At 63.8% G+C, this 24322-nt stretch carries 19 protein-coding genes; 8 read left to right on the top strand and 11 right to left on the bottom strand.

From position 1 onward, the window contains the following. Positions 1-5: 5 nt before the first annotated feature. Together AAG799_RS06555 and AAG799_RS06550 are read left to right on the top strand one after the other, a co-directional pair. A complete protein-coding gene (locus tag AAG799_RS06555) occupies positions 6-1238 on the top strand; it encodes a hypothetical protein (RefSeq protein ID WP_341895005.1) in 1233 nt (410 codons plus the stop codon). Between the two features lie 55 nt (positions 1239-1293). Further along, positions 1294-2367 (top strand): nitronate monooxygenase, encoded by a 1074-nt coding sequence (locus tag AAG799_RS06550; protein ID WP_341895004.1) that lies wholly within the window; start codon positions 1294-1296, stop codon positions 2365-2367. On the opposite strand, the gene AAG799_RS06545 is transcribed toward AAG799_RS06550, so the two are convergent. The 4 genes from AAG799_RS06545 to AAG799_RS06530 form a co-directional block, all read right to left on the bottom strand. Next, positions 2364-3539 (bottom strand): nicotinate phosphoribosyltransferase, encoded by a 1176-nt coding sequence (locus AAG799_RS06545; protein WP_341895003.1) that lies wholly within the window; start codon positions 3537-3539, stop codon positions 2364-2366. The two genes, AAG799_RS06550 and AAG799_RS06545, sit on opposite strands and share 4 nt — an antisense overlap. Then, positions 3523-4911: a 3-deoxy-7-phosphoheptulonate synthase class II gene (locus AAG799_RS06540; RefSeq protein WP_341895002.1), complete on the bottom strand. Its 1389-nt coding sequence runs from the start codon at positions 4909-4911 to the stop codon at positions 3523-3525. The genes AAG799_RS06545 and AAG799_RS06540 overlap by 17 nt, the downstream gene beginning before the upstream one ends. A gap of 154 nt (positions 4912-5065) precedes the next feature. Beyond that, positions 5066-5794 (bottom strand): hypothetical protein, encoded by a 729-nt coding sequence (locus tag AAG799_RS06535; RefSeq protein ID WP_341895001.1) that lies wholly within the window; start codon positions 5792-5794, stop codon positions 5066-5068. Positions 5795-5813: 19 nt separating this feature from the next. Next, a complete protein-coding gene (locus tag AAG799_RS06530) occupies positions 5814-7223 on the bottom strand; it encodes an FAD-linked oxidase C-terminal domain-containing protein (protein WP_341895000.1) in 1410 nt (469 codons plus the stop codon). Between the two features lie 150 nt (positions 7224-7373). Between AAG799_RS06530 and AAG799_RS06525 the strand changes: the two genes are divergently transcribed. The 3 genes from AAG799_RS06525 to AAG799_RS06515 are packed head-to-tail and all read left to right on the top strand — an operon-like array spanning position 7374 to position 11082. Continuing rightward, on the top strand, positions 7374-7775 hold the full coding sequence (locus AAG799_RS06525) for a hemerythrin family protein (RefSeq protein ID WP_341894999.1): 402 nt from the start codon (positions 7374-7376) through the stop codon (positions 7773-7775). Positions 7776-7834: 59 nt separating this feature from the next. Next, positions 7835-10171 carry a UvrD-helicase domain-containing protein gene (locus AAG799_RS06520; protein WP_341894998.1) on the top strand — a complete coding sequence of 779 codons (2337 nt, stop codon included), beginning with the start codon at positions 7835-7837 and terminating at the stop codon, positions 10169-10171. Then, positions 10171-11082, top strand: coding sequence for a 50S ribosomal protein L11 methyltransferase (locus AAG799_RS06515; protein ID WP_341894997.1), 912 nt, complete (start codon positions 10171-10173; stop codon positions 11080-11082). Before AAG799_RS06520 ends, AAG799_RS06515 begins: the two co-directional genes overlap by 1 nt. Before the next feature lie 20 nt (positions 11083-11102). Here the strand turns inward: AAG799_RS06515 and AAG799_RS06510 are convergent, their stop codons facing one another. Next, the gene (locus AAG799_RS06510) at positions 11103-11603 is read right to left on the bottom strand and encodes a DUF1127 domain-containing protein (protein ID WP_341894996.1); all 501 of its coding nucleotides are present in this window, start codon (positions 11601-11603) and stop codon (positions 11103-11105) included. A gap of 430 nt (positions 11604-12033) precedes the next feature. After that, the gene (locus AAG799_RS06505; protein ID WP_341894995.1) at positions 12034-12396 is read right to left on the bottom strand and encodes a DUF1127 domain-containing protein; all 363 of its coding nucleotides are present in this window, start codon (positions 12394-12396) and stop codon (positions 12034-12036) included. A gap of 206 nt (positions 12397-12602) precedes the next feature. Between AAG799_RS06505 and AAG799_RS06500 the strand changes: the two genes are divergently transcribed. The 3 genes from AAG799_RS06500 (at position 12603) to AAG799_RS06490 (ending at position 17685) form a co-directional block, all read left to right on the top strand. Beyond that, complete coding sequence (locus tag AAG799_RS06500; RefSeq protein ID WP_341894994.1) at positions 12603-14594, top strand: aminopeptidase P family protein; 1992 nt, start codon at positions 12603-12605, stop codon at positions 14592-14594. A 36-nt stretch (positions 14595-14630) separates the two neighbouring features. Beyond that, on the top strand, positions 14631-15329 hold the full coding sequence (locus AAG799_RS06495; RefSeq protein WP_341894993.1) for a ribonuclease activity regulator RraA: 699 nt from the start codon (positions 14631-14633) through the stop codon (positions 15327-15329). 172 nt (positions 15330-15501) lie between these two features. After that, entirely contained in the window at positions 15502-17685 is a 2184-nt protein-coding gene (locus AAG799_RS06490; protein ID WP_341894992.1) for a DNA/RNA non-specific endonuclease, read from the top strand. An 8-nt stretch (positions 17686-17693) separates the two neighbouring features. Here the strand turns inward: AAG799_RS06490 and AAG799_RS06485 are convergent, their stop codons facing one another. The 5 genes from AAG799_RS06485 to AAG799_RS06465 form a co-directional block, all read right to left on the bottom strand. Further along, on the bottom strand, positions 17694-18383 hold the full coding sequence (locus tag AAG799_RS06485; RefSeq protein WP_341894991.1) for a 3'-5' exonuclease: 690 nt from the start codon (positions 18381-18383) through the stop codon (positions 17694-17696). 297 nt (positions 18384-18680) lie between these two features. After that, on the bottom strand, positions 18681-19295 hold the full coding sequence (locus AAG799_RS06480) for a hypothetical protein (RefSeq protein ID WP_341894990.1): 615 nt from the start codon (positions 19293-19295) through the stop codon (positions 18681-18683). 1 nt (position 19296) lies between these two features. Then, entirely contained in the window at positions 19297-21402 is a 2106-nt protein-coding gene (gene ligA, locus AAG799_RS06475; RefSeq protein WP_341894989.1) for an NAD-dependent DNA ligase LigA, read from the bottom strand. Positions 21403-21404: 2 nt separating this feature from the next. After that, positions 21405-23090 (bottom strand): DNA repair protein RecN, encoded by a 1686-nt coding sequence (recN, locus tag AAG799_RS06470; RefSeq protein WP_341894988.1) that lies wholly within the window; start codon positions 23088-23090, stop codon positions 21405-21407. Positions 23091-23109: 19 nt separating this feature from the next. Further along, positions 23110-23946: an outer membrane protein assembly factor BamD gene (locus tag AAG799_RS06465; protein WP_341894987.1), complete on the bottom strand. Its 837-nt coding sequence runs from the start codon at positions 23944-23946 to the stop codon at positions 23110-23112. Positions 23947-24322 lie beyond the last annotated feature (376 nt).

Here is a 24322-nt window from a genome sequence, read left to right as displayed (position 1 = left end):
TCCAGATGGAACAGAAGATCAGCGCCGTGATGCCCGCGGCAGTCCCGCTCCACCAGATCGCCGCACGCCTGCGCCGGCAGCATGCCGGCAAGATCGCCGTGCTGATCGACCTGTCGGCCATCCCCAACATTCACAGCCGCATCATGTTCCGCAGCATGGCGCGGTTCATCGAGGAGCGCAGCCTGGGCGAGCCGGTCGATGCCGTGCCGCTGGCGCGCAATATCCTGGTCCTGCTGGCCGTGCCCGAAGTGATGCAGCGGCTGCGCGGCAAGCTGGAGGCCCTGAGCGACGAATTGCAGGAACGGCGCCATGGCTCGATCAGCCTGCGCCAGTTCGACATGGACAAGCAGGCCGACAGCTTCGCCGAGGCGGCCCGCCGCCTGATGGAACAGTCGCCCGCCCCGCCATCGGAACGGGTTGTGCCGTTGCGCGATGAAGCGCCGCCCGACCTCGATGCCCTGTCAAAGGTGATCGATGTGCATCGCATCCTCTGGCAGGCCGACCTGGCCAGCCAGCGGCGCCGGCAGGTGATCTGGACGCTACTGCCCAATCAGGCGCCGGCGGCGCTGGCCGATGAAACCTGGATTTCCATCGCCGCCGTCGAACGCGCCGTGGGCATGTCGCTGCGCGATAATATCTGGCTGTTCGGCAAGGCGACCGAACTGCTCGACCAGCGCATCATGGCGCAGATCATGGCCGAGCATCGCAGCCTGCGCCGGCCGCTGTCGATCAACCTGCATCTGGTCACCGTCATCAGCACCGCCTTCCTGCGCCTGCTGACCGAAAAGCCGGCCGTCGAGGTGCGCCAGCTGATGGTGGAGATTCCGCTGGTCGAATGGCAGACCAACCCGGCCCTGCGCGAAACCGCCCTGCAGATCCTGCGGCGCCATGAGGTCAAGCTCTGCCTCGACGGCATCCATGCGGACACTGTCGCGCGCCTGAGCGAGCAGGACTGGCAGACCGCCGACTATCTGAAATTCGATGCCGATGCCGCGCTGCTCAGCCGGATGACCGCTGAACTGCAGTCGCTGTCGCCCCAGCACCAGGAGATGCTGCGGCACAAGGGCATCTTCTGCCATTGCGACAGCACCGGCGCCGTTGCCGCCGGCATCGGCCTGGGCGTGCAGCATTTCCAGGGCCGCGGCCTGACGCCGCTGCTGGAAGATGTCGATGCCATGCAGCAGCTGCTCGGCATCGAGGCGGCCGAAGGCGCGACGGCGGCGCTGAAAGGCCTCTAGCACCACAGGGCCGCCGGACCTAGGATGGGCAAAACAAGCCCCCTGGGAGGGAATCATGGCCGTCTGGCCCGACCGGCGCATCCTCGATCTGTTCGGCATCGAATTGCCGATCCTGCAGGCGCCGATGGCCGGCGCGACCACGCCGCAGATGGCCATTGCGGTCTGCGAGGCCGGCGGCCTGGGATCGATGCCCTGCGCCATGCTGAGCCATGACCAAGCCCGCACCGCGCTCGATATCATCCGCCAGGCCACCGGCAAACCGCTCAATGTGAATTTCTTCTGCCATCAGCCGCCGGCCGATGATCCGGCCCGGCTGCAAAACTGGCGCCGCCGGCTGGCGCCCTATTACCGCGAATTCGGCCTGGATGCGGAAGCGCCGCTGCCGGTGACCGGGCGTGCGCCGTTCGACGAAGCCTTCTGCCAGCTGGTCGAGCACTACAAACCCGAAGTGGTGAGCTTTCATTTCGGCCTGCCTGCGCAGGCCCTGCTGGACCGCGTGAAAGCCACCGGCGCCAAGGTGATCGCCTCTGCCACCACGGTCGAGGAAGCCGTCTGGCTGGAACGGCAGGGCTGCGACGCCATCATCGCCCAGGGCCTGGAAGCCGGCGGCCATCGCGGCAATTTCCTCTCGCCCGACATGGCACAGCAGATCGGGCTGTTCGCGCTGCTGCCGCAGGTGGTGGATGCGGTGAAGCTGCCGGTGATCGCGGCCGGCGGCATCAGTGATGCGCGCGGCATCGTCGCCGCCCTGGCACTGGGCGCCGCCGCCGTGCAGATCGGCACGGCTTACCTGCTGAGCCCGGAAGCCACCATCGCGCCCTATCACCGCGCCGCGCTGAAAAGCGCGCCGAGCGATGCCACCGCGCTGACCAACCTGTTCACCGGCCGGCCGGCACGCGGCATCATGAACCGGCTGATGCGCGAACAGGGGCCGCTGTCGCCCGATGCGCCGGCCTTCCCCACTGCCGGCAGTGCATTGGTGCCGATCCGCAGCAAACTGGAGCCGACCGGCAATGGCGAGTTCAGCAATCAGTGGTCGGGCCAGGCGGCGCGGCTGGCGGTCGAGCTGCCGGCCGGCGAACTGACCCGCAAGCTGGCGGCGGAAGCGCTGGCGAAACTGGGGCGCTAGCGGCGCAGCAGGAACTCGCGGCCGACCTTCACGCTCGGCACACCGTCATAGGCGACGATATCGGCGGTGGCATAGGTTTCCGTCCAGCTGTCGGGCAGATACGAGCCGGTGCCTACGATGTCGATCGGCGCCGAGACGCTGGCCATCACCTTGCACTTAGCCGCATTGAAGCCCGATGAGGCGACGATCTTCACGTTGAAGAAGCCGGCGCGGTCGAGCGTCGAGCGCATGTGATAGATCGCGGCACCGGAAACGCCGGTGCCGACCAGCCAGCGCAGCTCATGCTCGGTGCGATACTGGCGGATCGCGTTGGGCACATGGCGTTCCAGCACGGCATAGGAGGCCTGCGGATCGAGGCCCTCGATATAGCGGCCGCCATGGGTGTCGAGGCGAACAGCAAGCCGCCCTTCATTGGCGGCATCGGGGAAGCGGTTGCACACCGCCAGCGCGTCGGTGACTTCCTGGCCGTAATAGTCGACCAGCACAGTCATCTGCTCGCCGGGGAAGGTCTCGGCATAGAGTTCGGCGGCGCGCAGCGTTGAGCCGGCATAGCCGATCAGGGCATGCGGCATGGTGCCGAAGCCCTTCTCGTTGCCGAAGTAATGCGCGGTGGCGTCGGTGGCATTGCCGATGAAGCCGGCGGCGCCGACATCGCGGCGCGCCGCCTTGCCGCCGACCGAGGCCGCATAGGCCATCATCTCGGCCATCTCGGCGCCGGCGCAGTGGCGCGCATCCATGGCGAGGAAGCGCACATTGGGCAAATCGCAGCACATCGAATAGGCGTTGTAGGCGGCGACGCAGGCCGCGCCCAGTTTCTGCAGGTAGATGGTTTCCAGATCGACGACCTGCGCCATCGAGCCGCTGATATACAGCAAAGGTTCGCCGGCACCGACCCAGGTGCCTTCCTCATGCAGCAGCTCGATGCCGAACTTGGCACCACGCGCGGCGCCCACCTTCTCCAGCCATTCCACCATCAGGCGCGGGCAGAAGATCACCGGGCGGCGCATGAACACCGCATAGGTGACCTGCTTGTCGCCCATGCGCTGGACGATTTCCTTGGTCTTCTTGAAATAGGTGTCGGTGTGGTCGGCGATCTGCCGCTCCAGCTCGGCCGCCTGGACCGGCGGCACGAGCGGCGTGACGGATGGCTTGCCGTCAGGCTTGAGCGGCATGACGCTGCGCACCGCGGTTCATGCGTTCGAGCTTGAGCATCTCGGCGATCAGGAACGACAGTTCCAGCGCCTGCGAGGCATTCAGCCGCGGATCGCAATGGGTGTGGTAGCGGCTGGACAGGTCATCGTCGCCGATCGCCTGGGCGCCGCCCATGCATTCGGTGACATCCTGGCCGGTCAGTTCGAGATGGATGCCGCCGGCATGGGTGCCCTCGGCCAGATGCACCTCGAAGAACTGGCGCACTTCCGACAGGATGCGGTCGAACGGCCGCGTCTTGAAACCTGACGTCGAGGTCAGTGTGTTGCCGTGCATCGGATCGCAGGACCACACGACGCTGCGGCCTTCCTGTGCGACCTTGCGCACCAGCGCCGGCAGATGCTTCTGCACCTTGTCATGCCCCATGCGGGCAATCAGGGTGAGACGGCCGGGCTTGTTCTGCGGATTGAGCACATCGATCAGCTTGATCAGCTCGTCCGGATCAGAAGTCGGGCCGCATTTCAGGCCGATGGGGTTCAGCACGCCGCGCAGGAATTCGACATGGGCGCCATCCAGCTGGCGGGTGCGGTCGCCGATCCACAGCATATGCGCCGAGGTATCGACCCACTCGCCCGAGGTGGAATCCACGCGGGTCATCGCCTGTTCGTAGCCGAGCAGCAAAGCCTCATGGCTGGTGTAGAAATCGACCGTGCGCATTTCCGGCGTGCGCTCCGGCGTGATGCCGCAGGCTTCCATGAAGTCGAGCGTTTCGGTGATGCGCGCCGCCACATCCTGCCAGCGCTCGGCCTCCGGGCTCTTGGCGACGAAGCCGAGATTCCAGCCGTGCACGCGATGCAGGTCGGCGTAACCACCCGAGGCAAAGGCGCGCAGCAGGTTCAGCGTGGCAGCGGCCTGGCTGTAGGCCTGCACCTGACGCATCGGGTCCGGCACGCGGTTGGCGGAATCGAAATCCATGCCGTTGATGATATCGCCGCGATAGCTCGGCAGCTCGACATCGCCGCGCTTCTCGATATCGGACGAGCGCGGCTTGGCGAACTGGCCGGCGAGGCGACCGACCTTCACCACCGGCAAGGCGGCGCCGAAGGTGAGCACGACGGCCATCTGCAGCAGCACGCGGAAGGTGTCGCGGATGTTGTTGGCGCTGAATTCAGCAAAGCTCTCGGCGCAGTCGCCGCCCTGCAGCAGGAAGGCGCGGCCCTCGGCGACCTTGGCGAGAGCGGCGGTCAGATTGCGGGCTTCGCCGGCAAACACCAGCGGCGGGTAGTTCGAAAGCTTCTCCTCGGCAGCGGCCAGGGCAGCAGCATCCGGATAGTCCGGCACCTGCTTGATCGGCTTGCTGCGCCAGCTATCGGGCGACCATTTGCGCGCACTCATCGTCTTCGTCCTAACTGCTTGTAGACTTACAGGTTTTCAGGAATTGGAGATAATAGGTCGGGGCCGGCCGCATTTCCAGCAACATACGAGTCGGCGGCCGGCAGATTTCTCGAGCCCCCCTGCCCGGCCAAGGAAAACAACAGCTTGGGTCCGGTCAGCCGATCATATGCCGGTATTTGCGCTGCACCGGCCAGACCGGTGCCTGCTCCCCGGTGCGCTCGGCCACGACATAGAGGAAGCCGTTCATCGGCGGGCTGAAGCGCTGCACCGGGTTGACGGCAAAGGGCGCCAGCTGGCCGTTGGCGGCCGGCGCGCTGCCGCCCAGATGCAGCAGCGCAAAGCCATTGGCCTCGAAATAATCCGGATAGACGGTGGGCGAGAAATTCCAGAAGCCGTGATTGATGAAGGTGAGCGGCGCGACATGCAGCAGATAGCCGCCGAGCGTCACCGCCTCGCAGACATTGCGAAACGCCATGCCGACATTGAAGCAGTGCTCGCAGGTGCCGGGATCGATCACCAGATCGAACCGGCGGCATAGATCAGCGGGCAGCGGGTCGTTGAGATCGACGATGCGCTCGAAGCCCTGCAGCGCCGCCACATCGGCCACCGTGACATCGAGGCCGAGGCGATCAAACAGCGCCAGCGTGTCATAGACCGGCACGCCGGGCCGCAGCTTGTGCCACTCGCGCACCGCTTCGGTATCGGCACGTTCGGGCAGGTCGCGCAGCAGGTCGGCGCCGACCAGGTGCTCCAGCACCGGCCGGTCGATCAGCAGATCGGGATAGCCAAAGACCAGCAGGTTCAAACGCCGATCGCCCGCCGTCTTGCGGGCGCGACGGATCGTCGCCATCACCAGCTGAAGCTGAACCTCGTTGATTGCCATCGCAATGGCAGCCGCAGGATCAGGCGCTGAAGATCTTGCCCGGATTCATCAGGTTGTCGGGGTCGAGCGCCTTCTTGATGGCGCGCATCACCGCCACCGCCTCGCCATGCTCGGCGGTCAGATACTTCATCTTGCCGCGGCCGATGCCATGTTCGCCGGTGCAGGTGCCTTCCATGCGCAGGGCACGATGCACCAGGCGCTCGCTGAAGGCCTCGACGGTTTCGACTTCCTGCGGATTGCTGCGGTCGATCACCACCGAGAGATGGAAATTGCCGTCGCCGACATGGCCGACCAGCGGCGCGGTCAGGCCGGTCTTCACCACATCGTCCTTGGTTTCCAGGATGCATTCGGTGAGGCGCGAGATCGGCACGCAGACATCGGTGGCCATGATCTCGCAGCCCTTGCGCAGCGCCTTGCAGGCATAGGCGGCGGCATGGCGCGCTTCCCACATCTTGGCGCGGTCTTCCGCCTTGATCGCCCACTGGAAACCCTCGCCGCCATGCTCGCTGGCGATGGCCTGCACCATCTCGGCCTGTTCGGCGACGCCGGCTTCCGAGCCGTGGAATTCCAGCATCAGCATGTTCTGCACCGGCAGATTGAGCTTGGAATACTTGTTGATGGCATCGGCCTGCACGTCATCCAGCAGTTCGATGCGGGCGACGGGAATGCCGGCCTGGATGGTCTGGATCACGGAATTGACCGCGCCTTCCAGCGTGGCGAAGGAACAGGTAGCCGCCGCCATGGCTTCCGGGATGCCATACAGCTTGATCGTGATTTCGGTGATGATGCCGAGCGTGCCCTCGGAGCCGATGTAAAGCCGGGTCAGGTCGTAGCCGGCGGCCGATTTCTTGGCGCGCTTGGAGGTGCGGATCACGCGGCCATCCGCCATCACCACGGTCAGCGCCAGCACGTTTTCGCGCATGGTGCCGTAGCGCACCGCGTTGGTGCCGCTGGCGCGCGTGGAGACCATGCCGCCGATCGAGGCATCGGCGCCCGGATCGATCGGGAAAAACAGCCCGGTATCGCGCAGGTATTCGTTCAGCTGCTTGCGGCGCACGCCGGGCTGCACCACGACATCGAGATCCTCGGCATTCACCTGCAGGATGCGGTTCATCTGCATCAGGTCGATGGAGACACCGCCCTGCACGGCGGTGACATGACCTTCCAGCGAGGTGCCGGCGCCATAGGGGATGATCGGCAGGCCGTGGGCGGCGCAGATCTTGACGATCTCGACCACCTCTTCGGTGCTGTGCGGAAACACCACGGCATCGGGCGGCAGCGGCAAGGCCCAGGACTCGTCGCGGCCATGCTGGTCGCGCACGGCCTGGGCGGCGCTGAAGCGGTCGCCCAGCAGCTGCTTGAGGGCATCCAGCGCAGCCTGGGTGGCGGCGGGGGTCAGACGGGGCTGGGCGGCGGCAACGGGAGCCATGGCGTTTCTCCTCCAAGTATCAGAATAAGAGGTATTCCTTTGTCGGCGAAGGGGCAACCGGCAGGGACTCATGGTTGGTGCTAACTAAAAAAAAACTTGCACGGGCACGACAGCCGGGGAGACCCTGACCGGTCTCGGGAGGGATCCGGCATGTTCACGCTAACGGCTTCTATGATGACGGGGATTCCCCAAATCGATGCAGAACACCGCGAGCTGGTCGAGATCATCAACACCCTTGCGGAGGCGGAACGGCATCTCAGAAGCGAAGATGCGGCTGCAGCCCTTGAGCGCTTTCGGCAGGAACTTGAATCGCATTTCCAGCGCGAAGAAGCCCATCTTGAATCGATCCGTTTTCCCGGCCTGGCCGCCCATGGAGAACACCATGTAAAAACGCTAGACCGACTGCAGATGATCAGGGCGGATTCTGCCGCTCAAACCGAGCGGCCGGGGGGCGTTGCCACGATCTGCTTCGACGAACTTCTTCGCGTGGTTCTTAAGCAGGATCTGGAAGTGGTGAACTGGATGGCGGACGGCAACTTGCGCAGGAAATAAGCATCGGCACGTATGGCGGGCAGGTGGCGATGTGGGCCCGCTTGCGCTATGTAGGCCCCATGTCTGTCGACCCCTTCGACCTGTCCGGATTCGAGCCGGAAAACCAGCCCGCACCGAACGATCCGGTGGCTGCCGCCGCGCTGCCGCCGCCCGACTGGCTGGTCAAGCTGAACGAGGCCCAGGGCGAGGCGGTGAACCACCTCGACGGGCCATTGCTGGTTCTGGCCGGGGCCGGCACGGGGAAGACCCGCGTGCTGGTCTCGCGCCTGGCCCATATCCTGTATCGCCGGCTGGCCTGGCCGAGCCAGATCCTGGCCGTCACCTTCACCAACAAGGCGGCCCGCGAAATGCGCGAGCGCGTCGAGCGGCTGGTCGGCAATGCGGTGGAGGGCCTGTGGCTCGGCACCTTCCACGGCATCTGCAACCGCATCCTGCGTCGCCATGCCGAACTGGTGGGCCTGAAGCCCAACTTCACCATCCTGGACGACGACGACCAGATGCGGCTGATGAAGCAGATCATCGAGGCCGAGGGCCTGGACGAGAAGCAGCTGCCGCCGCGCCTGCTGAAATCGCAGTTCGACCGCTGGAAGGATCGCGGCCTGGCACCGGGCAAGACGCCGGACAGCGATGCGGGTTTCGCCGAGGGCAAGGGCCCGCATCTGTATCGGCTGTATTGCGAACGCCTGCTGCAGCTCAATGCCTGCGATTTCGGCGACCTGCTGCTGCATAACCTGACGCTGTTCCGCGAACACGCCGATATCCTGCAGAAATACCAGCACCAGTTCCGCTACATCCTGGTGGACGAATACCAGGACACCAACGTGGCGCAGTATCTGTGGCTGCGTCTGCTGGCGCAGAAGCACAAGAACATCTGCTGCGTGGGCGATGACGACCAGTCGATCTACGGCTGGCGCGGTGCGGAAGTGGGCAACATCCTGCGTTTCGAGCAGGACTTCCCCGGCGCGCGGATCGTGCGGCTGGAGCGCAACTACCGCTCGACGCCGCATATCCTGGGTGCGGCATCGGGCCTCATCGCGCATAACGAAAGCCGGCTGGGCAAGACGCTGTGGACCGACCTGAACGAGGGCGAAAAGGTCATCGTACAGGGCGTGTGGGACGGCGATGAGGAAGCCCGCCTGGTCGGCGACGAGATCGAAAATCTGGAGCGCGAAAAAGTGTCGCTGAACCAGATGGCCATCCTGGTGCGCGCCGGCCACCAGACGCGCGCCTTTGAGGAACGCTTCCTCACCATCGGCGTGAAATACCGCGTGGTCGGCGGGCTGCGGTTTTACGAACGCCGCGAGATCCGAGATGCCATCGCCTATTTCCGCGTGCTGATGCAGCCCGATGACGACCTGGCGTTCGAGCGCATCGTCAACACGCCCAAGCGCGGCCTGGGCGACAGCACCATGCAGATGCTGCACAAGCTGGCACGCACGGCGCAGAAATCGCTGACCGCGACGTTGCATGACCTGCTGCAGACCGACGAGATCAAGCCCAAGCAGCGCAACACGCTGAAAAAGCTGATGGCCGATTTCGACCGCTGGCGTCAGCAGGCCACCGAGCTGCCGCATACCGAGGTGGCGCAGATCCTGCTGGAGGAATCCGGCTATATCCAGATGTGGCAGGAGGACAAGTCGCCCGAGGCACCGGGCCGGCTGGAAAACCTGAAGGAGCTGATCAGCGCACTCACCGAATTCGAGAATTTCGCCGGCTTCCTCGATCACGTCGCGCTGGTGATGGATACCGAAAACAGCGAAGACGCCGAGATGGTCAGCCTGATGACCCTGCACGGCGCCAAAGGCCTGGAATTCGATTACGTCTTCCTGCCCGGCTGGGAAGAGGAACTGTTCCCCAGCCGCCGCTCGCTGGAGAGCAACGGCACGGCGGGCCTGGAGGAAGAACGCCGGCTGGCCTATGTCGGCCTCACCCGCGCCCGCAAGCGCGCGCAGATCACCTTCGCCGCCAACCGTCGCATCTATAACCAGTGGACCTCGGCGATCCCCTCGCGCTTCCTCGACGAACTGCCCAGCGAGCATATCGACCATCGCGCCCAGACCGGCCTGTATCGCGGCAGTCAGGGCTTGGGCTATATCGGCGGCGGTTTCAGTGAGTCTGCGCCATCATCGCCACGGGCTGGCGGCTACCAGGGCACTAGCTGGGATTTCTCGCCGCAGCAAAAGCGCGGTGCCATCGAAGGCCGCGCGCGCCGCATCAGCGATGACGATGTGGTGCAGCGCAGCCCCGATGACCTCGCCTTCAAGCCGGGCGACCGTGTCTTTCACCTGAAATTCGGCTACGGCAAGATCCGTGGCATCGACGGTAACAAGCTGACCATCGGTTTCGAGAAAGCCGGCGAGAAGCGCGTCATCGCCTCCTTCGTCGAGAAAGCCTGATGCCGCTGTCGCCTGAATTCTGGTCAGTCGAACTCGATGTGCCGGTCGATCTTGTCCCTGCCGCAGAAGAGATGCTGGGCGACGCCGGCATTGCCGTCTCGTCCTATGAAGTGGTCCGGCCCGGTATGGCGATGAGCCCGGACTGGCGCGTGCAGGTGCTGTTCGATGCGCCGCCGGATGAGAAGGACTGGCGCGCGCGGCTGAAAGCGGTGGCGACCGGCCTCGACATTCCCGCCGTGATCCGTTTCGCGCATCTGCCGGCCAAGGACTGGGTGCGCCATACCAACACGCTGAATGCGCCGATCCTTGCGGGCCGCTTTTTCCTGTATGGCGCCCATGATGCCGGCCAGGTGCCGCCGGGCGCGCTGGGTATCCTGCTGGATGCCGGGCTGGCCTTCGGCACCGGCCGGGCGCCCTCCACCTTTGGCTGCCTGCAGGCGATCGACGATCTGTGCCGCGTGGCGAAACCGCGCCGCATGCTGGACATGGGCACCGGCTCGGGCGTGCTGGCGATGGCCGCCGCCAAAGCCGGCGCGGGCGCCGTGCTGGCCGCCGATATCGACCCGGTCGCCGTGGATGTGACACGCAACAATCTGCGGCTCAACGGCCTGAGCAGTCGAATCGGCGCGCTGACCGCGAGCCGGCCCGATGATCCGCGCCTGCGGCAGGCCGGGCCCTATGATCTGGTGGTAGCCAATATCCTGGCCGAGCCGCTCTGCCGCATGGCGACCGGCTTAAGCCGCCTGGTGGCCGCAGGAGGGCATCTGGTGCTCTCCGGCCTGCTGGCCAGGGAAGAGCGCCTGATTGTCGCGCGCTACCGCGCCGCCAATCCGAGCATAGGGGGGCTCAGCCTTGCGCGGCGCATTCCGCGCGAAGGCTGGCACACGTTAGTGTTCAAGCGGCGCGCCTAAGCGGCACGCCACTGCGTCGCTTAGGCGGCGACGACTTCCTTGACCTTCAGCACCTGGACCTTGGCCTCGCCCTCGTCATTCGACGGCTGACCCGGGCGGTAGATTTCGCCGGCGACAGCGGCCGGGATATCCGAGCGGCTCAGGCCCATGTCATGGAGGGTGCGATCGTCCAGGCCACGCAGCTCGGCTTCAGCGGCAGCCTTGTGCCACAGGAAGACGATGTGCTGCAGGGTGGCGCCGATCATGTTGCCGACCGTCTGGCCGAGCAACGCGAGCCGCAGATCCTGCTGGCGCACACCCAGCGCGATCAGGTCGTCGCGGGTGAAGTCGATATGGGGCTTGGACACCGGCCGGGTGCCGAACAGGGCATTCCAGCCACGGACCAGCAACTGGGCGATGGCACGGGCGCGGGCGCGCCGGGCTTCACGCTCAAGCGCCACGTAATCCGTGAGGCCGAGATAGAGGTAGGGCAGGCTGGCGAGGGTCGTCGGGGTCTTGGTCGTAGCGCGCGGGGTTTGCATGGCTATCTCCTTCACGTTGGGATAAGCCGCCCCGGGTGTTCCTCAGCGGTGATGCGTAGGATTATGAAATACGTCAGCACCGCTGTCGTAGATATTGCGACGCACCATTTTACTTTGCAAGTGCAAAATTGTTAAATTTTTGAACAAATTCAATTATGTAGAAATAATGACCAACTGCATAATTTTTCCGCTTACTGATTAATCAAGGGTTTAGATGCGACTCGTGCGCGGTTGGAGGCAAGCTTTGCCGTGGCGTAAAACCAGCCATGCGCGAAACGAATAGCGGAGCAGATACGAAAAAGGCGTGGCTCATATGAAATATGAGCCACGCCTTTACTCGCTCGGTCTGCCGGGGCATCCGCCTCCGTCCGGGGGAGGAGACATTTGGGGGCGGTACGCGCCCCCGGCACCGAAGGGGACTGTTTGGGCCTTAGGCCGCGACGTCGCGCGGCACCAGGCGGGTCACCGGGGCGGTGACGGCATTCTCGTTGACGGCGGTAGCCACCGGGCGGGCGATCAGGCCGGCAACGGCTGCCGGGATCTGCGAGCGGTTGAGGCCGATATCACGCAGCATGGCGTCGTCGAGACCGTTCAGCTCGGCAAGGGCGCGCTGCTGGGCCAGATAGGCCTTGGCGCGGGTGCCGACCGACTTCAGGGCGATCCAGGCGTTGAACACGAGGTCAGCGATGGCTTCAGCGCGGATACGACGCGCGTAGGCCTCAACTTCGGCCGGCGTCAGGGGCGCCAGGTTGGCCGGGAAAGCGAAAGCGGTCTGGTTGCGCAGGGTATTCATGATAGTCTTCCTTTTCTGTGGTCCGGGCATCCTCTGCATCGCGGCCACGTCGAGAATATTGCACTGCACCTATTAAAAATCAATGACTTAGCTATGAGCTGTTTGCACACACAGTAATGCAGAAAGTGCATAGCTCGGTCTGGACGACGCCCCGGCGTAGCCCCATAATTCTGAAGACTCGGCAACAGGTTAGGCCCAGAAGACAGATGACACTGCACCAGCCGCCCCCGCTTTCCGGCCTCCCCGATTCCGCCGCCGCCTGGCTGCGTGGCATTGCCGCCGCCCCCAGAGTCTTTGGTGGATTCCCCGGCCTGGCCCTGCTGCCCGCCGACCTGCCGCTCGACCGCGCAAAAGCCGAAGCCCTGGTGGCCGAACTGGCGGCGCGCTATGCCGCCGCCATCGAGGATCGCGCCGCTGTACCAGGCCGCGTCGCCGCGCTGCGGGCCGAACTGGCGGCGCGCAAGCTGAGCGGCCTGTTCCTGCCGCTGACCGACGAGTACCAGAGCGAATACATGCCGCTGCGGGCCCAGCGCCTCAGCTGGCTGACCGGCTTCACCGGTTCGGCCGGCTCGGCCGTGGTGCTGGCCGACAAGGCCGCCGTATGGAGCGATGGCCGCTACACCCTGCAGCTGGCGCATCAGGTGGATGGCGCGCTGTTCGAGCGGCTGCACAGCACGGACAACCCGCCGACCGACTGGCTCAAGGCCAATCTGAAAACCGGCGACCGCTTCGCCTACGATCCCTGGCTGCATACCGAAGCAACCGTGAAGCGGATGCAGGAGGCCTGCGCGGCGGCCGGCGCCGAACTGGTTGCCGTCGACAGCAATCCGCTGGATGCGGTGTGGACCGACCAGCCGCCGCCGCCGCTGGGGCCGGTGCGGGTGCAGAATCTGGTGCTGGCCGGCCGCACGGCAGACGAGAAGCGCAGTGCGATTGCCACTGTCGTGAAAGCCAATGGCGCCGATGCGGTGGCGCTCACCCTGCCGGAATCGATTGCCTGGCTGCTCAACATCCGTGGCAGCGATGTGCCGCATACGCCGCTGCCGCTGTCGATGGCGATCCTGCATAACGACGGCGCGGTCGATCTCTATATCGACGGCCGCAAACTCGACGCCACCGTGCGCCAGCATCTGGGCGATGTGCGGCTGCATGAGGCCGATGCCTTCCCGGCCGCGCTCACCGCGCTGGGTGCGGCGCGCAAGACGGTGCAGGTCGATCCGGCGACTGCGGCGATTTATGTTCTGCAGCAGCTGGAGAAAGCCGGCGCCACGCTGGTGCGGGCCGAAGATCCCTGCCTGCTGCCGAAAGCCTGCAAGACATCTGCCGAACTGGATGGCACCCGTGCCGCGCATCGCCGCGATGGCGCCGCCGTCAGCAAGTTCCTCGCCTGGCTGGATGCCCATGCAGCCAAGGGCGGCATTGACGAAATGGCGGCGGCCGAAAAGCTGCAAAGCTTCCGCCGCCTCTCCAACGAGCTGCGCGACCTGTCCTTCACCACGATTTCCGGCGCTGGCCCCAATGGCGCCATCGTGCATTACCGCGTCACGCCCGAAACCAACCGCATGCTGGAACCGGGCAATCTCTATCTGGTCGATTCCGGCGGGCAGTATCCCGATGGCACCACCGACATCACCCGCACCATCGCCATCGGCGAACCAAGTGCGGAAATGCGCGACCGTTTCACCCGCGTGCTGAAGGGCCATATTGCGCTGGCGACGGCGAAATTCCCCGACGGCACCTCGGGCCAGCAGCTCGATGCGCTGGCGCGCAAGCCGCTGTGGGAGATCGGGCTGGATTACGACCACGGCACCGGCCATGGCGTCGGCGCCTATCTGTCGGTGCATGAAGGGCCGCAGCGCATCGCCAAGCTGGGCAGCGCCGTGCCGCTGAAGCCCGGCATGATCATTTCCAACGAACCGGGCTATTACAAAACCGGCGGCTATGGCATCCGCATCGAGAATCTGGTGGCCGTGCGCGTCGAGACCGAGAAGGCCGAGAGCGGCAAACGCTGGCTCGGCTTCGAGACCATCACCCGCGCGCCGTTTGACCGCCGCCTGATCGACCTGACGCTGCTGACGGCGGCCGAGGTCGCCTGGGTCGACGCCTATCACGCCCTGGTCTGGCAGGACATCGCCGAGCTGGTGGATGATGCGACCCGTGCCTGGATGAAGCAGGCCACAGCACCGCTAGGCGCTTAACGACAGACCCACATCATTGTAACGGGAGAGAAACGAATGCTCGACGCACGCATCAAGGCGGCGCTGGAACTGGTGACCACCGCCACGCTGACCACGGTTCTGCTGAAAAAAGGCCTGCGCAATGTCTGGCTGCGCGGCGCCAAGCCGCTGACGCCGCAGGACAAGCGCATTGTCGGTGAAGCCTTCACGCTGCGGTTCGTGCCGGCCCGCGAAGATCTGGCCACGCCCGCCAGCTGGGCCTCGCCGCGCTCGACCCGTGGCGCGATCGAGGACATGCCGGCCGGCTGCATCGCCGTGGTCGATGCCATGGGTATTACTGACGCCGGCATCTTCGGCGACATTCTCTGCGCGCGCATGCAGAAGCGTGGCGTGGCCGCCCTGGTCACCGACGGCGTGGTGCGCGATGCCGCCGGCGTGATCGGCACCGGCCTGCCGGTATGGTGCGATGGCGTGGCGGCGCCGCCGAGCGTAGCCGGCCTCACCTTCGTGAACTGGCAGGAGCCGATCGGCTGCGGTGGTGTCGCGGTCTATCCCGGCGATGTGATCGTGCTGGATGCCGATGGCGCCGTGCTGATCCCGCAGGCGCTGGTGACGGAAGTGACGGCCGAAGCGGTGGAACAGGAACGGCTGGAAACCTGGATCATGGGCGAGGTCGACAAGGGCACGCCGCTGCCCGGCCTCTATCCGCCCAATGCCGAGACCAAGGCGCGTTACGAGGCCGAGAAGAAGAAGTGAAACTGTTCTGCAGACTCCGCTTCCGGAGCATCTGAATACAAGATTACTTAAAGTCGCCTGTTTCAGAAATTTCATGAGACAGGCGGTTTTATTTTGCTAGCATCCCGCTTCGCAAAAACACGCAACCACTCTCCTCGGCATGGTCGGCCGGCGATGAGGAAGGGAGCTGCGAATGGGGGTTGTCGAAGATCGGCCTGCGGAATTGCCCGTAGAGGTCGCCATGCACGACCTTGTCGCGGCATCGCGTGACAAGGTCCCCGCTGACATTGCTTCCGACGCTGCCCAGGATGAACGGCTGCGCTTCCTGCGCGCGAGCCTGGGCGACAGCGAGGATACTCAAGCCGCATTCGAACGCATCCTGCTCGGCAACGAACTCCAGCCGGTCAACTATCTGCAGCGCGGTGCCATCGCAGCACAGGCGATTGCGCGCATCGCGGTCCGTTCGGCACTGGGCAACGGCTGGGGCACCGGCTTTCTGATCAGTCCGCAGGTGCTGATCACCAACAACCATGTGTTTCCGGACCGCGCCACCGCGGCATCATCGCTCGCCCATTTCGGCTACGAGATTGACCTGGCGGATCGCGGTACCGACCCGGTGGTTTTCCGGCTTGAACCGCACCGCCTGTTTCACACCAGCAAAGACCTCGATTTCACCGTGGTGGCGGTTCATCCCCAGTCGATTGACGACACCATGTCGCTGGAAAATTACGGCTGTCTGCCGCTGCTGGGGGTGGCAGGCAAGGCCTTCGAGGGCGAATGGCTGACCATCATCCAGCACCCCAACGGCGAACCGAAGCAGATCTGCGTGCGCGAGAACAAGCTGCTGAGCCGAGAAGAAAACATTCTGATCTATTCCACCGACACCATGCCCGGCACATCGGGCGCACCGGTCTTCAACAACGACTGGTTTGTTGTGGCGCTGCACTACACCGGGGTGCCGGAGCAACGCAATGGCGTGTGGCAGACGGTGGATGGGCGCGACTATGACCCGCGCACCATGGATGAGACGCAGGTGAAATGGATTGCCAATGCTGGTATCCGCGCCAGCCGCATCGTCCAGACTCTGAAGGCCGCCCTGCCCGATCACCCGCTGCTGCTGCCGATGTACAGCGCCACACCCGAGAGTGCGCGCATCACCGCACCCTTCTGCAACCCGGCTGCACCGCCGGAGGCTGCCCATCATTCATCGCCTTCTCCAAATTCTACGCAACCGGAGCGCCAGATCATGAGCGACGTCAGGACCGTGACGATTCCCATCGAAATCAAGCTGAACATCACCTCGAATGGCCACATTGCATCCGCCGGCGGCGGCAGCGAGGCCGCCATGTCCGTGGAGGCCAAGACGGCAAAGCCGGCAAAGCGCCCGGCGAAATTTGATGCACCCTTTGATACCGATTATTCGACGCGAGGGGGGTATGCCGAAGACTTCCTCAATGCGCCCAAGGCAAAGCCGCAGGAATCGGTCGTGATTCCTTTGCCGCAGATCAGCGGCGCCCTCCTGCACAATATAGCCCGCCTGGTGTCGGCGAAGGATCCCAAGAGCAGCAATCCTGACGATTACATTGTGAAGTATCACAATTACAGCGTGGCCGTGCATGCCAAGCGCCGCATGTCGATCTTCAGCGCCGCCAATATCAACTTCGGCAACCGCTATGAGATGTCGCGCCCGACAGATGTCTGGCGCCTTGATCCGCGCATCAAGGCCGAGCACCAACTGGAAAATTGGTATTATCAACGCAACCAGTTCGACCGTGGCCATCTGACCCGCCGGGAGGACCTTGAATACGGCGATACCGCGCTGGAGGCCCTGGCCTCGGCGGCCGATACCTGTCACTGGCTTAACTGCGTCCCTCAGCACAGCAAGTTCAATCAGAACAAGGAAACCTGGCAGGGTCTCGAACGCTACCTCTTGGAAGACAGCATCGCCGCCGACCGCGCCCCCATGGCCACTGTCATTACTGGCCCGGTTCTCGACGAAGGCGATCCAGAATACAACGATATCCAGTATCCGGTGCAGTTCTGGAAAGTAGTGGCCGCACTCGATGCGGATGGCGCATTATTTGCCACCGCCTATATTGCCAGCCAGGAAGCCGCCATTGCCGAGCATGGCATCGAAGCCGCGATGTTCGGAGACTATAACAACTATCAGACCACTATCTCCGAGATTGAGCGACTGACTGGTCTCAGTTTCCCCTGCAAGGTAGCGGGCAACGATAGCTGGCTCAGGGATCATGACCCGCTGGTGAAGAAGCCGCGTCGGCGACGCCGCGCCGGCGCAGGTGGCCAGGAAGCCGTCTTCGGCACAACCAGCGGCACTTACTGGCTGCTCCAAGATGTGGACGACGTCCAGACCTGAGGTCGCCTCTATATCTGCCGCAGCCAGCGCGGCAGCCTTGCGCGGCTACGCTGGCTGGCCCGGTCCGACAGCGTCGAGCAGGATTCGTGATACCCCGGCTCCAGCCGACCGGGCCTGATGCTCCAGCGCGGCAGCGCATCGGTCATGCTGGGCGCTTCAGACTCTGCTGTCGCACGGATGGCGATGCTGGCGCAGGCCGCCGCGTCGCTGTCGGCGGCGTGATGGCGCAGTGCGAAACCGATATGGGCCGCCACCGTGTTGAGCTTGTGGTTTTCCAGCTGCGGCCAGGCGGCGCGGGCGATTTTCACCGTGCAGAGATAGTTTAAACTCGGCCAGGGCTGGCCGTAATGGGTCAGCGCCTCGCGCAGCACGCCGATATCGAAGGGCGCGTTATGCGCCAGCAGCAGCGGCGTGGCCTCCAGATGCGGCAGCAGCTCGTCCCAGATCGCCGGGAATTCCGGCTCATGCTCGACATGGTAGGGATAGATGCCGTGGATGGCGATGTAGCCTGGTGCAAACTGCATGTCATGCGGGCGGATCAGGCGATGTGCCACATGGCTCACCTGCCCATCCCTGATCCAGGCCAGACCGATGGAGCAGATGCTGCCGCGCGAAGGGCTGGCGGTCTCGAAATCCAGCGCGATGGCCGTTGCGCCGGCGGTTTCCGTCAATGAAGGAATGCCGATCTGCTGATGCATGGCCAGAAAACTTTTAGCTCATGATTCTAGTTTCAATGTCCAAATCGACCAACCAGCGTAAGTAACTCGCGCCCACGCCCATGATCGTGACAACAAACACCAGTGAGGGTTCGACAGGTTCCTCTGCGCCTTGGCCATGCCGATACCAATGAGCAGCATTTACCCAATCGGCTAAACTGTTAGAAAGTCGTATCGACGCACTAAGCGCAGGAGAATCCGCCGCTCGCATCTTTTGAAGGACTGGCTCGAGATATTTCTTTAACTCTGCCTCACCAATGCGATCTGCCCTTGGGAACATTAGCTTAAAACTATCTCAACCGCTTCAAATACGCATCGAATTGCGTTTTTGCCATTGGATGGATTTTGTTCCAGCGCAGCATGGGACTCTTCAAATGCCTTCAATGCCCCGGCATATCGTGGGTCAGATAATCCGCTAATGGCGGAAATTCGTGATGCTTCAAATTCCTTGTCGACAATCGGATGAACTCCGCCGTCAAGATCAACTCTATACGCCAAGTTTAGCTCACTAATTATTCTCGAAACCTCTGTGATAAAATGCGGTGAAACATCAATTAGGTCGTTAGTCTTAAAATAAGCTGCGCTTATTGTAATTGTGTCCAAAAAATCCTGCAGTTCACATTTCTCAAGAAACTGATCCAAACGATAAGTCATATTATAGGGGACAGTTATCCCTAGCTCAGACTGAATTTTATTGATGATCTGAGAGTTAGAGAGCTTAGCAGATCGTCCATATGAGGGACGCCTCTGCAGCAGAACATTTGCTATCTCGATAGTACTGCTAATCAAATGATAGATTCGTTTCCGAGCTCGCAAGCTATCTCGCCCCGGCAATCCTTTGTCGGCATACACCAAGCTGTAGCGCTGCCCAGTTGGGGGGCCATTTTCAGTCATTTCATCCGCCGATCAGCTTGAGCCAGTCGTCTTCGCTTAAGACCGGCACGCCATGCTTCTGCGCTTCGGCCAGTTTCGAGCCTGCACCGGGGCCAGCGACCAGATAGTCGGTCTTCTTCGACACCGATCCTGCAACCTTGGCGCCCAGGCTGAGCGCGCGCGCCTTGGCCTCGTCGCGGGTGAATTTTTCCAGGCTGCCGGTGAAGACCACGGTCTTGCCCGCCACAGCAGAATCCGTCACCGGCCTGGCTGGCGGAACGACGTCGGCGAGTTCCTTCAGCAGGTGGTCTATCACATTGCGGCTCTGCCTGCGCGTGGCGAAACCCAGGATCGCCTCGGCCACCACATCGCCCATCTTGTCGATGCTGTTGAGATCGCCCCAGGCCTCGCCATGGCGGTCTTTCGCCTCGTCCATGGCGGCGAGCCAGCGCTCCGGCGTCTCATAATGCATCGCCACCAGGCGGGCGCGCTCCTGCCCGACATGGCGGATGCCGAGTGCGAACAGGAAGCGGTCGAAACCGATGGTGCGGCGCTGCTCGATGGCGCGTACCAGATTGTCGACCGAAGTGTCGCCGTAGCCTTCCTTCTTGCGCAGCTCGGCCGCATGCTTCTTCGGCAGCCGGAAGATATCGGCCGGTTCCTTGATCCAGCCCCATTCATAGAAGGCGGCGATCTGCTTTTCGCCGATGCCCTCGATATCGAAGGCATTGCGCGAGACGAAGTGGCGCAAGCCTTCCATCGCCTGCGCCGGGCAGCTGACGCCACCGGTGCAGCGCCGGCGCACATCGGCCTCGCCCGCCGCATCGACTTCACGCTCGGCCGGCTGGCCGCAGACCGGGCATTTGGTGGGGAAGACAAATTCCTCCGCACCTTTCGGGCGTTTCTCCAGCACGACGCTGACCACCTGCGGAATCACATCGCCGGCGCGCTGGATGATGACGGTATCGCCGATGCGCACATCCTTGCGCCGGATCTCGTCCTCATTATGCAAGGTCGCATTCGACACCAGTACGCCACCGACATTGACGGGCTTCAGCTTGGCCACCGGCGTCAGCGTACCGGTGCGCCCGACCTGGATGTCGATATTTTCCAGCAGTGTCTGTGCCTGCTCGGCGGGGAATTTATGCGCCGTGGCCCAGCGTGGACTGCGGCTGATGAAACCGAGCCGTTCCTGCCAGTCGAGCCGGTCAACCTTGTAGACCACGCCGTCGATATCGAATGGCAGGGTGGCGCGCTGCGCGCCGATCTCGCGGTAATAAGCAAGCAGGTCGTCCAGGCTGTGGCAGACCCTGACCGGCGTGTTGAGCGTGAAGCCCCATTCGGCCAATCGTTTGCGCGACTCCTGCATGCTGCGGCCGAGCGGCGCGGAAACCTCGCCCCAGTAATAGCCGAAGAAGCGCAGCGGGCGTTTTGCGGTGACCGATGGATCGAGCTGGCGCAGGCTGCCTGCGGCGGCATTGCGCGGATTGGCGAAAATCTTCTGTCCGGCGGTTTCCTGCGCCTCATTCAGTTTGAGGAAGTCCGCGCGGGTCATGTAAACCTCGCCGCGCACCTCCAGCACCTCCGGCCAGCCCTTGCCATGCAGTTTATGCGGCACGTCATGCTGCAGCGTGCGGATATTGGCAGTGACGTCCTCGCCTTCCTGGCCATCGCCGCGAGTGGCGGCGCGCACCAGCGCGCCGTTTTCGTAGCGCAGGGAAGCCGAGAGTCCATCGATCTTCGGCTCGGCGATCAGGATGATATCGTCGCCCTCTTTCAAATTGAGAAAGCGACGGATACGGCCGAGGAAATCCGCCACATCCTCATCCGCGAAGGCGTTGTCGAGCGACAGCATCGGCTTGGCATGCCGCACCTTGGCGAAGCCGGCAGCGGGTGTGGCACCCACGCGGCTGGAGACGCCGGTCAGCGTCTTCAGGTCGGGGAATTTTTCCTCGATCTCCAGCAGGCGCTTCTTCAGCGCATCGTAGTCGGCATCCGAGATGCTGGGTGCGTCCTGCTGGTGGTAGCGCTGGTCATGGGCGGCGATTTCTTCTTCCAGCCGCGCATGTTCCAGCTTCGCCCGGTTGGGAGTGAGGTCCGCCACCGGCTTCTCGCGCTGCCCGGCCATGCTTACGCCTCTTGACCGGCCAGCAGACTGTCGGCCGCGGCACGCGCCGCATCAGTGATGGTGGCGCCGGCCAGCATGCGGGCGATTTCCTCGCGGCGGTCACCGGCGCTGCTGAGCGGCGCCACTTCGGTCAGCGTGGTGCGGTTCTTGGCCGGACCGGATTCGCGCTTGGCGATGCGCCAATGCTGGCCGCCCCTGGCCGCCACCTGTGGCGAGTGGGTCACCACCAGCACCTGCACCTGTTCGGCCAGGCGGGCGAGCCGCTGGCCGACGGCGGCAGCGGTAGCGCCACCGACACCGCGGTCCACTTCATCGAAGATCAGCGTGCCGGCCGCGCCGCGACCGGCCAGCACGACACGCAGCGCCAGCATGAAGCGACTGAGTTCGCCGCCCGAGGCAATCTTGGCCAGCGAACCCGGCGCGGTGCCCGGATTGGTGGAGGCAAGGAACTGCACGCGATCGGCGCCTTCTGCCGTCCAGTGCTCCGGCGGCAGTGCTTCGACAGAGGTGGAGAATTTCGCAGCGCCGAGTTTCAGGGGCGCCAGCTCGGCGGCCACAGCCTTGTCGAGCTTGGTCGCCGCCTTGCGGCGCGTGGCCGAGATCGCCTCGGCCTTGGCCTGATAGGCAGCCTTGGCGGCGGTGGCTGCTTTTTCCAGCTTGCCCAATGCAGCCGCCGAGTTGTCGATCAGGCTGAGGCGTTCGGCATATTGCTCGGTGAGCGCCGGCAGCGCATCGACTGTCACGTTATGCTTGCGCGCGGCGGCGCGCAGGGCAAACAGGCGCTCTTCGGCTTTTTCCAGTTTCTGCGGATCGAGATCCAGTTCGCGCGCGGTCTGGTCCAGCGCCGATGCCAGTTCACCGGCCTGTACCAGCACCGCATCGGCCTGGGCGATCACCGCATCCAGCTTGCCGGCCGCTTTCTCGGCGACGCGCTCCAGCGCCCGCAGGCAGGCGCGCAGGCGCGCATCGACGCCGCCGCCCTGCTCCAGCGCGCCTTGCGCTTCCTGCATCGCCGTGGCGAGCTTCTCGCCGGCCTGCAGCAGGCTGCGCTGTGCGGCCAGTTCCTGTTCCTCGCCCGGCTGCGGCTTCAGGCCTTCCAGCTCGGCCACCACATGGCGCAGGAAATCCTCTTCGCGCCGCGCCTGTTCGGCGCTCTGGCGCGCCACGGTCAGCGCCGCCTCGGCCTCGCGCATCGCCTGATAGGCATCGCGCAGGCCGGCCACGTCTTTCTCCAGGCCCGCATAGTCGTCCAGCAATGCCCGATGGATCGTGGCGTCGGTCAGCCCCTGCTCGTCATTCTGGCCATGGATCTCGACCAGCGTATCGCCCAGCCGGCGCAGCAGGGCGACGCTGACCGCCTGGTCGTTGACGAAGGCGCGGCTCTTGCCGTCCTGACCCAGCACGCGGCGCAGCACCAGCTCGTCACCGCTTTCCAGCCCCTGTTCGGCCAGCATGGCGTGGGCGGGGTGTTTGGCCGGCAGATCGAAGGCCGCGGTGACCACACCCTGGGCGGCGCCGTTGCGCACCAGGCCGGCATCGGCACGACGGCCGAGCGCCAGGCCCAGCGCATCAAGCAGGATGGATTTGCCGGCGCCGGTCTCGCCGGTCAACACACCCAGGCCGGCACCGCAGGCAAGGTCGAGCTTTTCGATCAGGACAATGTCGCGGACACCCAGACTGGTCAGCATGAATGGGCTGCGTGCCGGGCTAGAAGATATTCCACCAGGACTTCTTTTCCGAAGACGACGATGCCGTCGGAACTTCCTGGCCGGTCACCAGCGTATAGGTGTCGACATACCATTCGCTGCCCGGATAGTTGTAGCCGAGCACGGCAGCCACATTCTGCGCCTCTTCAAGGATGCCGAGTGACATGTAGGCCTCGGCCAGGCGATGCAGCGCCTCGGGCACATGGGTGGTGGTCTGGAATTTCTCGATCACCGTCTTGAAACGGTTGATCGCGGCGATCTGCTGGTTGTTGCGCAGATAGTAGCGGCCGATGGTCATTTCCTTGCCGGCGAGATGGTCGCGCGTCAGGTCGATCTTCAGGCGCGCATCGCGGGCATATTCACTGCTGGGATAGCGGCGCACCACTTCCTCCAGCGCGCCAAGCGCCTGCTGGGTGATCTTCTGGTCGCGGCCCACATCGGTGATCTGCTCGTAGTAGCTGACGGCGGTGAGGTAATAGGCGTAGGGCGTTTCCTTGCTGCCCGGATGCAGCTGGATGAAACGGTCGGCCGCCGAGATCGCCTCGGAATACTGGTTCTTCTGGTAATAGGAATAGGCTGCCATCAGCTGGGCCTTGTTGGCCCAGACCGAATAGGGGTGCTGGCGCTCGACCTCGTCGAAGCCCTTGGCCGCGGCTTCCCATTCCTGGGCTGCCATTGCATCCATCGCCCTGTTGTAAAGCTCCTCGACGGGCTTCTCGACATACGGCGCCTCCTTCTTGCCGCAGGCGACAACAGCCAGCGACAGCAGCAGGATGGCAGCGAGGCGACGCGCGGTCGAAACCAGCCGCGACGAATCCGAACGATAGAGCACAGGCATGGCGGGATTCTGTCGCATGGGGACCGGGTAAAATCAAGAACGGGGGTGAGGTCAAGAACAAGATCGAACAAGACCTGCCGAGTCTCTTCCGCCTTGTCCGGCGGGACCGATTCCCCCCGCTGCAGGGCAGCCGGATGGACATTTAAACGCCCAAAACCTACGCCTTTTGAACGCCCATGTCCGAGGCGACCTGCTATGTATGCATTATTATTAAGGTTTTTACTTGTGGTTGCGACCTATACTTCTGAACGATTTCCACCGGCACCGAATTCACCTATTACATGTATCAGTACCCGGTATTGTACGGTTTCCGCATGGGTTCAATCCCGTGCCGCGAGTAACTCGCGGTTCTGATTGCGGGCAGAATGCACCGGAC

This window comes from Ferrovibrio terrae, from assembly GCF_943371255.1.
In the GTDB taxonomy this organism is placed as follows: Bacteria; Pseudomonadota; Alphaproteobacteria; order Ferrovibrionales; family Ferrovibrionaceae; genus Ferrovibrio; species Ferrovibrio terrae_B.
Note: the sequence above shows the minus strand (reverse complement) of the source record. Positions and strands in the feature narration are given on the sequence as shown.

What these genes read in the sequence shown, in the direction of transcription:
- AAG799_RS06525 (WP_341894999.1), top strand. Translation starts at nt 7,374, where the DNA reads ATGTTCACGCTAACGGCTTCTATGATGACGGGGATTCCCCAAATCGAT.
- ligA (WP_341894989.1), bottom strand. Translation starts at nt 21,402, where the DNA reads ATGGCCGGGCAGCGCGAGAAGCCGGTGGCGGACCTCACTCCCAACCGG.
- AAG799_RS06495 (WP_341894993.1), top strand. Translation starts at nt 14,631, where the DNA reads ATGCTCGACGCACGCATCAAGGCGGCGCTGGAACTGGTGACCACCGCC.
- AAG799_RS06505 (WP_341894995.1), bottom strand. Translation starts at nt 12,396, where the DNA reads ATGAATACCCTGCGCAACCAGACCGCTTTCGCTTTCCCGGCCAACCTG.
- AAG799_RS06465 (WP_341894987.1), bottom strand. Translation starts at nt 23,946, where the DNA reads ATGCCTGTGCTCTATCGTTCGGATTCGTCGCGGCTGGTTTCGACCGCG.
- AAG799_RS06490 (WP_341894992.1), top strand. Translation starts at nt 15,502, where the DNA reads ATGGGGGTTGTCGAAGATCGGCCTGCGGAATTGCCCGTAGAGGTCGCC.
- AAG799_RS06515 (WP_341894997.1), top strand. Translation starts at nt 10,171, where the DNA reads ATGCCGCTGTCGCCTGAATTCTGGTCAGTCGAACTCGATGTGCCGGTC.
- AAG799_RS06550 (WP_341895004.1), top strand. Translation starts at nt 1,294, where the DNA reads ATGGCCGTCTGGCCCGACCGGCGCATCCTCGATCTGTTCGGCATCGAA.
- AAG799_RS06535 (WP_341895001.1), bottom strand. Translation starts at nt 5,794, where the DNA reads ATGGCAATCAACGAGGTTCAGCTTCAGCTGGTGATGGCGACGATCCGT.
- AAG799_RS06485 (WP_341894991.1), bottom strand. Translation starts at nt 18,383, where the DNA reads ATGCATCAGCAGATCGGCATTCCTTCATTGACGGAAACCGCCGGCGCA.
- AAG799_RS06480 (WP_341894990.1), bottom strand. Translation starts at nt 19,295, where the DNA reads ATGACTGAAAATGGCCCCCCAACTGGGCAGCGCTACAGCTTGGTGTAT.
- AAG799_RS06500 (WP_341894994.1), top strand. Translation starts at nt 12,603, where the DNA reads ATGACACTGCACCAGCCGCCCCCGCTTTCCGGCCTCCCCGATTCCGCC.
- AAG799_RS06555 (WP_341895005.1), top strand. Translation starts at nt 6, where the DNA reads ATGGAACAGAAGATCAGCGCCGTGATGCCCGCGGCAGTCCCGCTCCAC.
- AAG799_RS06545 (WP_341895003.1), bottom strand. Translation starts at nt 3,539, where the DNA reads ATGCCGCTCAAGCCTGACGGCAAGCCATCCGTCACGCCGCTCGTGCCG.
- AAG799_RS06510 (WP_341894996.1), bottom strand. Translation starts at nt 11,603, where the DNA reads ATGCAAACCCCGCGCGCTACGACCAAGACCCCGACGACCCTCGCCAGC.
- AAG799_RS06540 (WP_341895002.1), bottom strand. Translation starts at nt 4,911, where the DNA reads ATGAGTGCGCGCAAATGGTCGCCCGATAGCTGGCGCAGCAAGCCGATC.
- recN (WP_341894988.1), bottom strand. Translation starts at nt 23,090, where the DNA reads ATGCTGACCAGTCTGGGTGTCCGCGACATTGTCCTGATCGAAAAGCTC.
- AAG799_RS06530 (WP_341895000.1), bottom strand. Translation starts at nt 7,223, where the DNA reads ATGGCTCCCGTTGCCGCCGCCCAGCCCCGTCTGACCCCCGCCGCCACC.
- AAG799_RS06520 (WP_341894998.1), top strand. Translation starts at nt 7,835, where the DNA reads ATGTCTGTCGACCCCTTCGACCTGTCCGGATTCGAGCCGGAAAACCAG.